Origin of the sequence: Mycoplasmopsis adleri (assembly GCF_045276205.1) — a bacterium.
GTDB lineage: Bacteria > Bacillota_I > Bacilli_A > Mycoplasmatales > Metamycoplasmataceae > Mycoplasmopsis > Mycoplasmopsis adleri.
Map to the genome: position 1 here is coordinate 569968 of NZ_CP174162.1, position 16566 is coordinate 586533.

The window sequence follows — 16566 nt, forward strand, 5'->3', positions numbered from 1 at the left end:
TATGACTAAAATGCGTTGAGAAGATGTGCAAGCAATCATCAAAAGCCCTAATAATAAAAACGATGTTTATTTATTGTTTTTTACATTAGAAGATGATCAAATGTGCAAGATTATGAGAAATAATATCTATCAAGTGGAAGAGTATTTCTCTAAAAGAAATGACTTTCATATAATAGAAATCGATGCTAAAGAATCTAATTTATATCTTGAACCTAACACAAAATATCAAGTCTTGGAAGTACCTACATTTTGCATTATGAAGAATAATCATATTAATAACATTGGACACAATTTCTATCCTAAAGAAATATTAATGGATTGAATTCTTGAATTATTGGATTAAAAATGACTAAAGCTGAAATTTTAGAAAAATTAAAAACTGTTAGTACAAATCCAGGTATTTATCTTTGAAAAGATGAAAATGATAATGTTCTTTATGTTGGAAAAGCTAAAAATTTAAGAAACCGTATGCATCAATATTTTGAAGGTGCTATTAACTCATACAAAACCAATAAGTTAGTTGATAACATTCACAACTTTGAAACATATATCACTAAAACCAATAAAGAAGCTTTGCTACTTGAAAGAAGACTGATTGAAAAATATAATCCTGAATATAATATTTTGCTTTTAGATGATAGAAGATATCCTTATTTAAAAATTCAATTACTTAAAAACGGGTTAGATATTTCTTTAAGTAGAAAGATTAGCCAACAAAACCAATTAAATACATATTACTATGGACCATTTCCCTTAGGTTATGGTTCTACTATCTTATTAAAATGATTACAAAGAATAGCTTTATATGAAAACGGATTAAAAATTCAAAATAATGATCCAGAATTTTGAAAGAGTCAATTTTTAAAAATAAAAGAAATTTTAAGCTTTAAAAATAATAAATATTTAGATGAACTTAAAACCAAAATGCTTGAAGCAGCAAAGCAAGAACAATTCGAAGTTGCCTTAGATTTAAAGAACACTTTAAACTTTTTAAATAAATACAAAGAAGATCAAATTATTGAGTTAAGCCAAACCAATAATATTGATGTTTTTACCTATAAAATAGATAATAATGTAATTTTTATTACTTTATTATTCTATAGATTTGGTATCTTAATTAATAAGGAAAATATTATTATTCCGATTAATATTAATGTTGAAGAAAGTTTAAGATACTTCTTAGAACATTATTATCAAAATAAGATTTTGCCTGACTTTTTTATCGTTGAAGATAAGTTCATGCAACTTAATTTAAACTTTGGAGATGATTATAAATTTGTGAGCCCAAAAATAGGTGCTAATAAAAAGGTATTAGAATTAGGTTTATTAAACCTTGAAGATTATTATAAAAATGAACATCTTAATGTTGAATCAGTGAACGAAAAAGCTAAATCAATGTTAGATGCATTGAAGCAATATGTCCCTATTGATGATTTAACTAATATTGTTATTTTCGATAACTCAAACCTAAATAACACAATACCAGTTGGTGTTGCTATCACTTACACAAATGGTATCAAGAATAAAAGTTTATATCGTAAATTTAATTTAGATGAAGATTCAACTCGCCATGCTGATGTTGAATATATGAAACAATCAATTACAAGATTCTTTACCAGTGATAAAAATAGCAAGAATTACAACCTTATTATAGTGGATGGTGGTTTAGCTCAAGTGAAAGAAGCTAAAAAAGCCTTAATGATGCTTGATCTTAATATTCCAGTAATTGGATTAGTTAAAGACGATAACCACAAAACTAGAGCTTTAATAGATTTAAATCAAAATGAAATCTATTTCAAGAATCAAGAATTGTTTAACTTCATGTCTGAAATTCAAATTGAAGTTGATAGATTTGCTAAATCGCACTTAAGAAAAAGACATAAGATTTCTTCGCTTGAAGGTTCTTTAAGTAAGATTAAAGGATTAGGTAAAGTAATGGAGAAAAAACTGCTTGAACACTTTAAAGATTATTCAAGCATATATAATGCATCCTTAGAAGAATTAGAAAAAGTAGTGCCAAAGAATATAGCTCTAAAGATATTTAATAAGGAATATGATAAATAGCTTATTTGGCTATCAAATAGGTTAATAAGTCAATTTTAGGCATAAGAAAACTCTCTTTAATTAGAGAGATTTTTTATATTTTCGTTAAGCTCTTTTTCGTTTAATTCACTAGTTTTATCATCATCGAATTGAACTTTATTTTCTTTAGTAACTTTCTTAATTGTTTTATTAATAAACGATTTCATTTTATGAAAATTCATGAAGTAAGGCACATCGCTTTGATTATATTCAGTACATAATTGATTTTCAATTATTAATTGTTCATTTACATAATCATAACTTAAAATAGTTGCATGCTTAGAACTAGTATTAACTAATTTAAGCAAGGCATATGTATCGTCTACTCAAAATTTAAAGACATTAATTGCATCATAAATGTTTGATTTTTTATAATTATTAATTAGTGCTGAAATCAAAGTAGGTATTAAATTATGATCGAATTTCTTTCTAGAATTTTTATAGATAATATTTCCAAAGTTTTCTTTGAGTTTATTATATTTAAAACTTAAAAGATTGTTACGATTAACATAAGTGTTGAGCATTCAAATTAAATAAATAAAGAAGTAATAATTATTGAATAAATATGAATAACGAGGGTTAGCATTGATCTTATTATATGTATAAGCAAATAAACAGTTCTTATTGTTAATTAAGTTTTGATATGACTTTTCATTGCAATAAATATATTTAACATTGTATTGCTTTAAAAGCTCGATAATTTGGTATGAAGTATTAGGAGCAATTAAAACAAAAAGGTCTTTTATATTAACTGATTTACCACGTTTTAACTCTTCAATTAAGAAGTCTAAATAAACTAAAATTATTTCATTTAAGTTCATATTAACTAGTTTATGGTTAATATAACAAGACACGTCTAAATTTCCATATTCATCTATTTTAATGAGACTTTGGTAATTATTATTGAAATAATTTCTATGTTGGAAAGTTTTAAATGAGAAAAGATATAACTTAGTTTTTAGATCAGCTTTTTTAAGCGAGAAATTCGATTCGTAATTTGTAAGCAAGTTATTAATTAGCTCATTAGAATAGAATTCATTAGTAATAATTAAGTTCTTAGATTTATATCTAGGACGCACATTAACAAACGCTCTAAGTAATTCTCTTTTTGAGGCTTGTTCTTGAATGAATAATTCAAGATTTGCTAATTCAGTTTTATAAGTAGTTTCATATGGAATAGCATTTGATTTATCACTAATTAAAGTTTTAAATTCTTCAGCAATTTTCTTTAATACTTCCCCTGAAATAAATTTCTTTTTATTTTCATTAGCATCATAGATTTTGACTGAGATATTATTATCTTGATAATTTGAAATAACTTTAACACAATAATCAAGTTTTAAATCGCGGCACACTAATTCATCAAGCGAAGAATCAACCCCTAAAATTGAGTCATAATTGTAAACTAAATGGTTATTTTTAGTTAAATAAAAACTAAAACCATTAATAATTGGATAATATTTTGAATTGCCTTCGTATGAAACAAGTAGCTTTTGGTTCTTGTTGTTAAAAATATATTTTGTAAAAAGTTCACATAAAAGTTGAATAGAAAAATCACTTATTGTCATTTTCTTATCAGCCTTTAAAATAAGCGAATTATTACAATATAAAATAATATCATCTTGCCTAATTTCTTTATTTTTCATAAGCTCTCCAATAAATGTTTATAAGTGATTTTTTAAATAATTATTCGTTTGAATTTTTTTCTTCTTCTAAATCAGCATCTACTTCTGCTTCTAATTCTTCATCGTCTATGGTTTCTTTAAGTAAGATTTCTTGAGTAGCTTCTCTTACTTTGTTTAAGTATTCCATAGCTGCTTCTGTTGCTTCTGGATCGGTGTTTTCATCGATTTTAACAATTTCAACAGCTTGAATTTCTTCTTTTTTCTTAAGGTTAATTAATTTAACACCTTTAGCATTTCTACTTGTTTCATTAATTTGACTAATAGGTGTTCTAATAGTTAAACCACTAGTTGTAATCATCAAGATTTCATCTTGAGGGTTAACAAAACGAGCAAATACTAAGTTTCCGGCTAATTTAGAGTTAATACCAATTACACCTTTTCCGCCACGTTTAATTAATCTAAATAAAGCATGGTGAGTAATCTTACCGAAACCTTTTTTACCAATTGTAAGAATTAATTCACCTTCATTGCTTGCTGATGAAGAAATACATGTTTGTCCTTCTTCAAGTTTAATACCTCTAACACCAGTAGCGGTTCTTGAAAGTGGTCTAAAGTCGCTTGATTCAAATTTAACAATTCTTTGTTCATTGTTAGCAAGTAAGATTAATTCATCATCGCCAATAATTAAGGCTCTGATTAATTCATCACCTTCTCTTAATTTAAAGGCATATTTACCATTAGAATTAATTCTTTCGTATTCAGCTAAACTTGTTTTCTTAATTACACCAAATTTTGTGGTTGTGAAAAGATATTTGTTTTCATCATATGAATCAACAGCTAACATTGAAACAATCTTTTCGTTTTCTTCAACGTTTAATGAAGGAACGATATTAATAAATGAAGTACCTTTTGATTGACGTGATTGTTCTGGTATTTCATGAGCTCTAATTCTATATACTCTACCAAGGTTTGAGAATAATAGTAAGTCAGTGTGAGTGGTTGTAGTAATAATTGATGCAATATCATCATCATTGTAGGTTTTCATTGTCGTAATACCTACACCACCTCTTCTTTGAGTTCTATATTCTTCAAGATCCATTCTTTTTACATAACCTTTGGTGCTGGTTGTAATAACAATATCTCTTTGAGGAATTAAATCTTCATCAAGAATTGAACCGCTAATTGAAAGGTTAATTTCAGTTCTTCTTTTATCGTTGTATTTTTCTTTAATTTCTGTAAGTTCTTGCACAATTAAATCAATTAATAAGTTTTTATCAGCCAAAATTTTGTTGATTTTGTCTATTTCAGTGTTCAATTGGGCAATTTCTTCAAGCATATTATCAATAGCTAAACCAGTTAAACGACCTAAACGCATATCAACGATTGCTTTAGTTTGTTTTTCAGTTAAGCCAAATCTAGCAGAAAGGTTTGCTTGAGCATCAGCATCAGTTTTTGATGATTTAATAATCTTAATTACTTCATCAATATTTTCAACTGCGATTTTTAAACCTTCAAGAATATGTAATCTATCTTGTGCTTTTTTAAGGTCAAATTGTAATCTTCTAGTTACAACATTTTCTTGGTGTTTTAAATAAACTTCTAAAGCATATTTAAGATTTAATAATTTAGGTTCGCCATCAACTAAAGCAACGAAGTTAACATTATAGTTAGCTTGTAAGTTAGTTTGACGATAAAGTTTATTTAAAATAATTTCAGCATTTTCACCTTTTTTAACATCGATAACGATTCTAATACCTTCACGGTTAGATTCGTCTCTTAAATCTGAAATACCATCAATTGCTTTTTCTTTAATTAATTGGGCTATTTTTTCAATAATAGCTGTCTTTTTAACTTCGTAAGGAATTTCAGTAATAATAATTTTGCTTTTACCATTAGCTAATTCTTCAATTTTAGCTACTGATCTAACTGGAATACTACCTTTACCAGTTGTATAAGCATCCTTAATACCTTGATTACCAATAATCATAGCTCCAGTTGGAAAGTCTGGACCTGGTAAATATTCCATTAATTCTTCAATTGTAATTTCTGGGTTTTTGGCTAAAGCGATTGTAGCATCAATTGTTTCACCTAAATTATGAGGTGGAATACTTGTAGCCATACCAACCGCAATACCTGAACCACCAGAAACTAATAAGTTAGGGAATCTTGATGGCAATACAGCAGGTTCTAATTCACTAGCATCATAGTTATCTACAAAGTCAACTGTATCTTTCTTAATACCTTCAAGCATTTCAGCGGCTAATTTACTCATTCTGGCTTCAGTATAACGCATAGCAGCAGCTTCATCGCCATCGATTGATCCGAAGTTACCGTGACCATCTACTAATGGATATCTCATTGAGAAATCTTGAGCCATACGTACCATAGCTTCATAAACTGATGAATCACCATGTGGGTGGTACTTACCTAATACGTCCCCAACAATACGGGCACTTTTACGGTGTTGGCTACCAAAAGTAATACCTAATTCATTCATATCGAATAAAATACGACGGTGAACAGGTTTAAGTCCGTCTCTTGCATCAGGTAAAGCACGAGCCACAATAACACTCATTGCATATTCTAAGAATGAGTTCTTCATTTCTTTTGAAACTTGAACGGGACTAATACCATCTGTTGGTTCTTCTAATAATTGGGGTTGCACTTGATATTCTGGTTTATTTTGAGGAATATCTTCATCTTCTTCATCATCCTCTGTTTTTTTATTATGTTTAAAAGCTATAAATAATTCACTTGTTTCTTCCTGAAGATCTTTTTGATCATCTTGTAAGTTCTCTTGTTCATTAATTAAATCTTTTTCGTCATTTATGTTTTTAGCCATATTTTTCTCCTTTTTGTATAAATTTACGAAGTTAAAAAACTTATATTTATATAAATATAAATATTATACTAAATAAATTGGATTTTTGACTGAATTATTAACCAAAATTAAAATACTGTGAAGTTAAAAACAAAAATACGATACTTATAGGAAAAACAAAAATAACGAATTTTTAACTTTTTGGTATCTTTATTTATGCTATGAAAAAAATTGAAAAAATAAATTGTTCTAATTATGAACTTAGAAATGAGTACAGATTAGAATTTATAGCAAAAAATATGAATAAATCCATCACTTGAATTAGTAAATATTTGCAAATTAATTGGCATACAGCAAAGAAACTTAGAGATAAAGTGTTAAACAATTGCTTAATTATTTCTCATAAAAATAAAGGTAATCAGTATTGCAGAAAAATTAGTACAGATAGAATAGATGAATTGATTAAAGAATATCTTATTTTTATCGTTAATGTATATCAACATAAAACTGACTGTTCTATTTCTTTAAGATTTTTTTATGAGAAGTATTTAACAGAATTAGATAGAAAAAACATGACTTATAAATCCTTCATAAATAACTTAGTTGCCAAGGGTTTTTATTCAAAAAATATGACCAAGAAAACAAAGAAAAAAGCAAGAGAAAATTTAAGAAAACTTAAAGAAAATAATGGAGATGTAATAGCAATAAAAAGATTAATTAAATATAATGAAACTATGGAAACGACAATGTTTAAAGCAAGAAAATGTAGAGATAATAACCTTGATTTTGGTGAAATAGTTGAACTTGATGCTTGTGAACATCGTTGAATGAATGGCGAAAAATCTAATATTTATGTAGCTGTAGATTCATCAACTTCAAGAGTTTTAGCAGTACATATTGAACAAGAAGAAACTAATCTCGGCTATATGAAATTATTGGAAGATCTATTTAGAAATTACGGTAAACCAAAAATAATTAGAACCGACAAAAGAAGAACTTTTTGAGGCACTGATTATACGGATACACCTTTAAAACAGTATTTAAATTCAAAAGGAATAGAACTCCAAAGCTCTAGTATTGCTATTTTTAAACCTCATGTTGAAAGAGCAAATAATTCTTTACAACAATTCTTGCCTCCGTATTTATATCTAAATAAAATTAAAACATTTCAAGACTTTATTAATAATAAGGAAGAAATTACTCAAGCTTATAATGATTGGAATAAAAAAGATTATGAACATAAGAAAAATGCATTTTCTAAAACGGATGAAAGGCAATGTAGTGTTTATTTAACAATTAAAAGAAAGATATATGCATCAACTGTACAATTTCAAAATAAGTTTTATGTTGCTGTTAATGAAGAAAACAAAAGGCAATTTATTTCGCCTGATGACGATGCTGCATTTATTATTAAAAGTGATGGAAGTTTATGTTTCTTAATAAACCAAAAAGAATACAAAACTGAAATTTTAAAAGACAAGGAGCTAAATGATTTTCAGCAATTTTGTATTCACTTTAAATTTGATTCTAGTCAGTCATATTCGAAAGAAATATATCAATGATCTAAAAGAGGCTATTCTTTTTATAGAATGCTTGATGACTTAGTTTTTAAGCTTAAAGAAGCTTTAATTAAGTTTGATCCAGATGATGAAACATTAAAGAATATTGTTGTTCAAAACGATGAAATTCTAGAGTTTTTCCATAAATGACTTTTAGAAATAGAATCAAAAAATCTCGACGTTATATAAACGTAAAGATTTAAAAATTTTAAAACTATAATCTGCGCAAAATGATTATAGTTTTTTTCTTTTAAAAAAGAAGAATTTTAATATTTTTACAATAATTAATTTGTTTTAAAAAAATCGTTATTTTTGTTTTTCAGTTCACAGGATTTTTGACTGAATTATTAACCAAAATTAAAATACTTTTTTCAAAGTTAAATTAAAAAATATGGATTAGCTAATAAATTCAAAAATAACAAAATTTAGGGGTTTTGAATTCTTTGTTTGAGTTATTAAAAAATCAGCAAAATAACTTGTTTTTATTATGGATTTAGAGGTCTAAAAACTTTAAATTTATTGTGCAATATAAATAAATATGAATATCAAACTAGCCTAATATATAAGAGAATTAAATAAAAAAATGAAGGTAAAATCAGTGCAATTTTTCCTTCAAAATTAATAAAATAGTTATTATTTTTTTATAGCTTATTTTTACCAAAAAGCCTATTTTGAATCCATTTCGGTAAAACCATAATAAATAGCATGTTTAGTTTTTATAGGAGTTCTTCAAGTTTTGCCGTATTCTTTAAGAAAGTGTTTTTCAACATTATTAAGTAATTTATATTTTCTACCATAAGCTTCAACATAACTTGGATTATAAAAATCTTCTATATCGATTTTGTGATTGTTTTTATGGTTAGGATAATTCGAAACATAATAACAATTTGGTTTTTTCTTTTCAATGATATATTTTCAAGCTCTTTGCATTGTTAGTCTAGGTACTCAGAATAAGAATGTATAAATTAAACCTTTGTAAAACATGTTAGCTGATTTTTTGTTGAAAAAGTATGGAACTTTTTTTCAACTTGAAGCACATTGCATTTTAATAAATAATGAGTGATTGTAATAACTTACCCTGCGATGTGTTGAAGGTAAAATTACAAAAATGTCAATATATAATGAATTAGGATCGGTTACATCAACATCCTTTAAAGAAGGCACTCAACGAGGGAATTGATAATAGTGTCATGGTGTATTATCAGAAGTCATTAAGTGTTCAGGATAATTTTTTAATAAAAATTCATAAGCTTCTAAATCAATAATAATATCAATATCAGCATCTCAGTCGATCATTTTATGATCTCTGTAAAATCCTAAGGCTGTACCATAAGCTAAAACATAATTTAAATTATTAGCATCTAAAATATCAACAATTGTGTTAAGTAATTTTAAATTGCCTTCTTGTCTTTTTTTAATATTAACATCTAGACCAGGCAATTCTTCTGGGAATTTATGCGTGCTCTTTATCATAAAAGTTTCTCCTATATATAAAAAATAATTTTACATTATAAGGTTAATTCGTTAAATATTATAATTGATATTTTACTAAAGATTTAATATAATATTAATACTATTTTATGTAATTAGAAAGGATACAATGGCGCTAAATCCAATTTATAACAAGTGAAGTCAGAAATCATCTTGAGATGTTTCTTTTACTGAGAAATTATTAACCTTTGGGAAAAATAGTACCAAAGAAGAGATTGATAGAGCTTTTTCAGGAAGCATTAAGTTTATTGACAACAAAATTATTTCAAGTATTGGTGTTGGTACAAACTTAATTAATGAATACACAGTTACAGCTTTAGCTTATGCTTTTACATCTTTTATTGAACGCAATAAAAATGAAAATTCAAAAGTATTTATTTCTGTAGATAATTCATTAGATTCTAATTTATACATGAATATATTTGCTCGTGTTTTAACTGAAAAGAACTGTAAAACAGTTATATATGAAACACCAGAAGCTATCCCTAGGGTTTATAAAACTTTAGCAGCATCTAATTCAAAGTGCGATTATATTGTTTCGATAGAGCACTTTAATAACGATAATAAATTGATTAAAATTTCATTTAACTGAGCTAATGGAGCACCATTAAATCATGAAGAAATGGCTAGAATTTCTTGAACATTAAAATCTACTGATTACTTAACGATAGAAATTCCTTCAAAGAGTATAAGTTTTGAATATGACAACTATTTTAAACAATATCAAAAAGATATAATGAGCAGATATGTTAAATCGCCATATCTTAACTCACAAAGTTTATTTATGGGGATTGATATTACTGAATCATCAACCAGAAACTTTTATTTAAATAATTTAAAATACTTACAGATTTCTAACTTCTCAGTTTGAAGAAATAAACGCAAAACTTTTTACGAAGGTAGTGAACAAAAATACTTATCAAGAGTTTATTGAGATGCTTTAAGTAGAAAATCAAAGATTAACTTTGTTATTAATAATGAAGGAACAGCAATAAACTTTAATGTTAAATATAAACATTTATATAAATACTTTAAGCCTGATGAAATAGCAGCATTATATTTAAACTTTTTATTAAATGATGATGAAACATTTAATCGCGAAGACTTGAACAAAAGCTTTATTGCTAAAACAATTCAAGTTGGAACTTTAACTCAAAATATTGCGCTTAAAAATGGTATTGAAGTAAGAAGTTTTAACACTCGTTCTGATGTATGAAAAGATGTAGCTTATAGCGAAAAAGAATTGCTTTTCGCATATACCCATAATAATGAATATGCGCCATATAAAAGATTTTTTAACGGGTATGATGCTAACCATTTCATGTATGAAATAGAGAGAATGGCAACATACTATAAGAATGTGAAGAACAAAACTTTATATGATGTATTACAAGATATTTATGCTGAATTTGGTCGTTATCAAGTTACAGTTAAATCTTATACAATCGAGCCTGAAATTGCTTATAGATTTTTCCAAAGACTTAATACTGTTGAAAAAATAAATAATAATTACAAAATTGTTAGATATCAAGAATTGAGCAATAATAGCTCTTTAAGCAAGAATATAATTTACAAAATCAGCTTTGAACATGGCGAAAGCGTCATTTGCCAATATTCACAAATTTTAAATAAATTAGTTATTTATTGTGAAACCATTGAACAAAAATCACAAGATAAAAAAGAATTAATGATGGTGGTTAGAAACCGGGAAATTCTAGATGGAATATTAGATCTAAAAGAAGATACTAGGGTTTCAAAATTAACATTTTGATCATTTTTCAAATACTTCCTTTACTTTTTAATTCTATTTGGAATTATCACATTCTTATTCTATTCTGTTTATAACCTTAAAGGCGAAGGTATAGGTGGTGGTCCAAAAGAAGTCTTTAAAGCTTTTGGCAAAAAACTTTATACAAGTAATGACGTTGCTGGGCATGAGCGGAGTCTTTCAGATGGCTACATAGTCAGAAGTAGTTTCATGTTTATGGTGCTTTCAATGTTTATTTATTCAGTGCTTCAAGCCTTAATATTTAAACGGGTGATTTCATTGCAAGGTCATAAAGCTAAATGAAAAGACTTATATATAGGTTGTGCTATCGGGGTCGTAATTCAAACAATTACTCCTAAATCAATCGGTGGTGATATTGGTACTTACTGATATTTAAGAAGACGTGGCATACCAAGACCAGTACTCTTTTCAGCGATTATTGTTAACACCTTTATATGACAAACAACTAACGTTTTATTAACTGTATCATTAGTTCCAACTGGTGTTTGAATGTTTAAATCATTCTTTGATCAAAAGTCTACTTCATCAATTATTTTCGTTGTAATGCTTGTATTAGGTTTAATTTTTGATAGTGGATTATCAGCATTATTATTAATTGTTGTTTTAAATAAAAGAATTCAAAAACTTTTAATTAAAGTAACTTTAGCAATTATTGAATGAACTCCATTTATTAAATCATATGATGCATTTAGCATTAAAGCTAAATATGAATATGAGCTCTATAATCTTAATGTGAGTTTAAAATCTTGCTTTAAAAATATTGGATTCTTCTTCGAACTACTTTTCTATAAAATAATACCAGCATTTATTACTACAACAGCATTTTTTGGAAAATCAATTGATATTATTCAACCTACTGTAAAGGGTGGATATTACATGAACCTTACAGTACAAAATACTCTGATAAGAATTTCTAATGCGATAAGCTTAACCCCTGGTGGTACGGGAACGTCCGATTACTTATATAAAGTATTAGTTCAAGAATCATTACAAGGTACTGCATACGATGGCTTTAGCGCAATTCAAAATGCTTCTATCTTTACAGCGATGGGTACTTTTGGAACTGTAATTATACCTTCAGTAATTTCAGCAATCTTATTAATAATTGTTTATATTGGTGAAAAAAGAGTTGATCATTACCAAAGAAAAGTTAAGAATTATAACTTGGTAAATAATAACAACTTAAATAAACCTCTTAAAACAAGCACAAATTATTACAAAATTGCAATGCCAATTTTCTTCTTAGTCCTACTTGGTGGAACATTCGCATTTATATTCGCACATTAAATTCAATTGTAATTACAAAAGCTACACTCTTGTAGCTTCCAAGTTTCCAACTTTTCCCGAGTTTCCAACTTTTACAATGTAATTTTTAACAACTCATCTGTTTGATGAGCTGTTTTTAATAATTTAAAATTTTAATTCATTTAAAATTCTTAAATATGTTTGATAATCTTGAATTGCTTGATTATTGTTGTCGTTAATAATATATTCTTCACTTTCAATTTTTCCGTCAATAATCTTGCATGTTTTGATTGTTTCTTTTATTACATCTTGTAATTTTTTGATTGTGATTTTTTCATCTACAACACCGAGTTCTTTCAAACCTTTGTTTAAATAATAAATAACAAAATTTAATAAAACAAGAGATAAGAAGCAAAGTACGAAATGACCTTCAATATGCTTTTCACTTCATACATAAATAGGTCTTACAGCTAAAGCACTTTTTAAAGCTCTAAAGTTTGATTCTATTTGTCATTGTTTTGAATATAAATTCACAATTTCTTCAGGTGATAAATCAAATCTAGAGGTTTCATAAGCATAATATCCGTCAAACTTTTCATCTTCGATAATTTTGTCATAGTTAAGTTTGTAATAACCTTTACCACCAACTTTTTCGAAGAATTTAAACTTCTTTTGACCGAACATTACTTGATCATGAACTAGTCCGTCTTTATCTTGTCTTTTAATAAAATTATCGATTAAAATTTGTCTATCATTTTTATCTTTTAATGCTCTTTTTTTACTATATGTTACTACCAATCTTCTCTTGTGTCCGTTTGCTCTTCTATTCTTTCAAAACGAATAAAAAGTAGTTTCTTTATATTTAAAATTATTGTCTCCAAAATAGCCGGATTCATCTATTGCAAAGGTCTTTCGGTCATTTGAAGCCGCTTTTAATCTATAAGATAAAATGTAATCAATATCGTTATCTTCTAAGAATCTTATGTTTCTATTTGTACTCATTCCTCTATCAGCAATGAGTGTTACTTTGTTTAATTCATATTGTGATTTTATATTCAAAATAAAATTAATAAATGTTGATGCATCAGCAGTGTTCCCTTTGAATAATTTATAGTGAATTGGAATGCCGTTTTCATCTGTTGCTAAACCTAAAACAATTTGATCTTCTTTGAATTTTCCATCTTTAGAATAACCTGGATATCTCAATCCTTCTCTTACAAAACTTTCAAAATATACCGCTGAAGAGTCGTATCAAATAATATCTATTTTTCTATTTTTATCTTTGATCAATGTATCGTTAACACTCTTTAAAATGTTATTTTTATTTTCAGCTAAATAGTCTAAAGTATTATAAAATGTCGTCTTTTCAACTTCTAAATTTATATTGAATTTGTCTTTATTTTTAAAGGATGAAAGCATGTTACCCGGATTTACAATTCTATTTGAAATCATATATTTTAATAAATCATTTAAATACTTGGATTTTGATACTTTAGCATCTTTAAAAGGATTTAATTTTTCTAAGAAACTGTATAACAAATCATATCCATAATTGAACTGTTTTGTTTCAATTTAACCTTGCTTATATCTAACTCTAATTGTCTAATTATCATATTTCTATCTCAATCAGTATTGTAGTTTTGAGATAGTTTTTTAATTTTTTCTACTGGATCAGAACAATATTTTTCTCATTTTTCAACTGTACCGATACCGATAGATTTCTTATAACCTTTGCCAAATCCTCCTGAAAGTGCTAAAGATAAGTAAGTAGAGTTCTTATTTTTTCTTGAAATTAATAGTCATTTGTCTTTTTTCATATCTTTATTATACCACAAATTACAATGTAATTATGTAAAAAAATAACTTTTTTTTATTTATATATAAATAACACTGAAAAAAGTAATAAAAAAAGAGCTCCAACTTGGAAACTCAGGGTAATTACAAAAGCTACACTCTTGTAGCTTCCAAGTTTCCAACTTTTACAATGTAAAATTAACAGCTCATCACACGATGAGCTGCTTTTTTAATTTAAAATTCAAAAATATTATTATAAAGAAAACTTTTAATGTCTTATTTTCGAGTCTTTTAAGTTTTGTTTGATTACATCAACTAATTTCTTAGCTTCTTCCATTCCAATTACGTTTGGAATACCAACTCTTATTTGAGTTTTACGTCTTTCTTGACGACCTAATTCAAAGTAAATATCATTTTTGTAATCTATAATATTACGTAAAATTTCAGCATCATATCCATCAGGAACTTCCATAACTAATAATCCATGTGTCATATGAACATCATCAACAACATCTTTGAAATGAAGTTTTCTAAGTTCTCTACGAATGTATTCGTAAATCTTTTTACGTTTCTTTCTAATAGCTTCAATTGTTTGGTTTTTCATAACTTTCATTGCGGCATTAACAGCAATTAAAATACTTGAAGCTGGTGTATAAGGTGTAGAACGTTGGTTTGTGTAATAGTCAACATAAGCTGGTAAGTCAAAGTAGAATTTGTAGTTTTTGTTTTCTCTTGCAACTTGGATAGCTTTTTGTGATAAACAAACACAGCTTAAACCAGGCATAACACAGAATGCTTTTCCACTTGTTCCGATAGCAGCATCAATTCCTCATTTATCAAATTCAATATTTTCATGAATAAATGAACTTGTTGTATCTACTATAAATAAAGAATCTGGTGAGTATTTTTTAATCATTTCACCAACAGCAGCTACATCATGAACTACACCTGTAGAAGTTTCATGGTGAGTAATAAATACAGATTTGTATTTATTGTTTTTAAGCATTTTTTCAACATCTTTAGGGTTATATGTAGCTCCATCTGGATAGCTTAAAACATCTAAATTTAAGTTGTCTTTGCATAATCTTTCGATCATGATTTTGAATCTTTTACCGAAGTCTCCAGCTTCAATTAAAAGAATTTTATCGCCTGGTTCAACTAAGTTAACAACGATTGCTTCCATAGCACCTGTTGCTGAACAAGTTACAAATAAAGGCAATCCTTTTTTAGTTTTGAAAAAGTCTTTAATTAAAGTTGTAGTTTGATCTAAATAATATTTAAATAAAGGAGATCTGTGGTGTAAGACAGCACTTGCTAAAATATCACTAACTTCTGGATAGTTATTTATTGGTCCTGGAGTAAATAATAAGGTAGTAGAATGGTTTGCATATCTTGAGTCCATTTTTAATAAATCATTAAAATTATCTAATTCATTTATTGGTGAATTTAAGATTTGAACATGTTTAAATTTGTTATTTAAAGTTCATAAGAATTGTTCAAAGTATGACTGTTTGTTTTCATCTTTATCATAAAATTCCTTAAATGATTGTCTCATTTCATCAGCAGTTTCTTTATTGATGTATAAGATTCCACTTCAAATATTTTGTCCATAAGCATCTTTTACTAACTTATGATTGATTACATTTTCTTTTTCATCTAAATTATAAATTCATTCGCTTTTGTGTTCTTTACATTCTTGACTGAAAGCTAATGATTTATCTTCACTTTCAATAAGATCGATTAAATTTGGAATTATATTTTCTTTAAAATATAAATCGCCTTCAATATATAAAGTATTTCCTCATTTACTTAAAGATGAATTTAAAGATGAGATGTTGTTATATTTATCATAATCTTTGTTAGTAATAAATTTAACTTGGTATTTTTTTTCTAAATATTTAAATTGTTCTTTTAAATAACCTACAACAATATAAATATTTTTAATTTTTGTTTCATGTAAGAAACGAATATTTCTTTCAATCATCGCTTCTCCATTAACTTGTACTAATGGCTTAGGTAAGTATTCTGTTAAAGGTGCCATTCTTGTTCCTTTACCAGCCGCGAAAATAATAACATTATCTATTTTGTTCATTTTTCCTCCATATAATATTTAAATTATAATATTATATTTATATTAATATAACTTAATTTTTAAAAACT

Annotated in this window: 10 protein-coding genes; 4 read left to right on the forward strand and 6 right to left on the reverse strand. The window is 26.7% G+C overall.

Annotated elements, in window-relative coordinates; all coding sequences use genetic code 4:
• Nucleotide 1: 1 nt before the first annotated feature.
• Together ACJA22_RS02500 and ACJA22_RS02505 are read left to right on the forward strand one after the other, a co-directional pair.
• Nucleotides 2-343 (forward strand): thioredoxin, encoded by a 342-nt coding sequence (locus tag ACJA22_RS02500; RefSeq protein WP_406616686.1) that lies wholly within the window; start codon nucleotides 2-4, stop codon nucleotides 341-343.
• 2 nt (nucleotides 344-345) lie between these two features.
• Nucleotides 346-2064: a GIY-YIG nuclease family protein gene (locus ACJA22_RS02505; protein WP_406616688.1), complete on the forward strand. Its 1719-nt coding sequence runs from the start codon at nucleotides 346-348 to the stop codon at nucleotides 2062-2064.
• A gap of 56 nt (nucleotides 2065-2120) precedes the next feature.
• Here the strand turns inward: ACJA22_RS02505 and ACJA22_RS02510 are convergent, their stop codons facing one another.
• Nucleotides 2121-3728: an MAG5620 family putative phospho-sugar mutase gene (locus ACJA22_RS02510; RefSeq protein ID WP_406616690.1), complete on the reverse strand. Its 1608-nt coding sequence runs from the start codon at nucleotides 3726-3728 to the stop codon at nucleotides 2121-2123.
• A 40-nt stretch (nucleotides 3729-3768) separates the two neighbouring features.
• Nucleotides 3769-6549 (reverse strand): DNA gyrase subunit A, encoded by a 2781-nt coding sequence (gene gyrA / locus ACJA22_RS02515; RefSeq protein ID WP_406616691.1) that lies wholly within the window; start codon nucleotides 6547-6549, stop codon nucleotides 3769-3771.
• 200 nt (nucleotides 6550-6749) lie between these two features.
• On the opposite strand from gyrA, the gene ACJA22_RS02520 reads away from it, so the two are divergent.
• Nucleotides 6750-8276 (forward strand): hypothetical protein, encoded by a 1527-nt coding sequence (locus ACJA22_RS02520; RefSeq protein ID WP_406616693.1) that lies wholly within the window; start codon nucleotides 6750-6752, stop codon nucleotides 8274-8276.
• Between the two features lie 477 nt (nucleotides 8277-8753).
• Here the strand turns inward: ACJA22_RS02520 and mf1 are convergent, their stop codons facing one another.
• Nucleotides 8754-9560, reverse strand: a complete 807-nt coding sequence (gene mf1 / locus ACJA22_RS02525; RefSeq protein WP_406616695.1) for a diacylglycerol cholinephosphotransferase Mf1 — start codon at nucleotides 9558-9560, stop codon at nucleotides 8754-8756.
• 127 nt (nucleotides 9561-9687) lie between these two features.
• Here mf1 and ACJA22_RS02530 point away from each other — a divergent pair, with 127 nt between their 5' ends.
• A complete protein-coding gene (locus ACJA22_RS02530) occupies nucleotides 9688-12654 on the forward strand; it encodes a YbhN family protein (protein ID WP_406616696.1) in 2967 nt (988 codons plus the stop codon).
• Nucleotides 12655-12777: 123 nt separating this feature from the next.
• Here the strand turns inward: ACJA22_RS02530 and ACJA22_RS02535 are convergent, their stop codons facing one another.
• The 3 genes from ACJA22_RS02535 to ACJA22_RS02545 all read right to left on the reverse strand — a co-directional run bounded on the left by ACJA22_RS02535 (nucleotide 12778) and on the right by ACJA22_RS02545 (nucleotide 16498).
• A complete protein-coding gene (locus tag ACJA22_RS02535) occupies nucleotides 12778-14151 on the reverse strand; it encodes an IS1634 family transposase (protein WP_406616697.1) in 1374 nt (457 codons plus the stop codon).
• Nucleotides 14133-14429 (reverse strand): hypothetical protein, encoded by a 297-nt coding sequence (locus ACJA22_RS02540; protein WP_406616699.1) that lies wholly within the window; start codon nucleotides 14427-14429, stop codon nucleotides 14133-14135. Before ACJA22_RS02540 ends, ACJA22_RS02535 begins: the two co-directional genes overlap by 19 nt.
• A gap of 245 nt (nucleotides 14430-14674) precedes the next feature.
• Nucleotides 14675-16498: an aminotransferase class V-fold PLP-dependent enzyme gene (locus ACJA22_RS02545; protein WP_406616701.1), complete on the reverse strand. Its 1824-nt coding sequence runs from the start codon at nucleotides 16496-16498 to the stop codon at nucleotides 14675-14677.
• Nucleotides 16499-16566 lie beyond the last annotated feature (68 nt).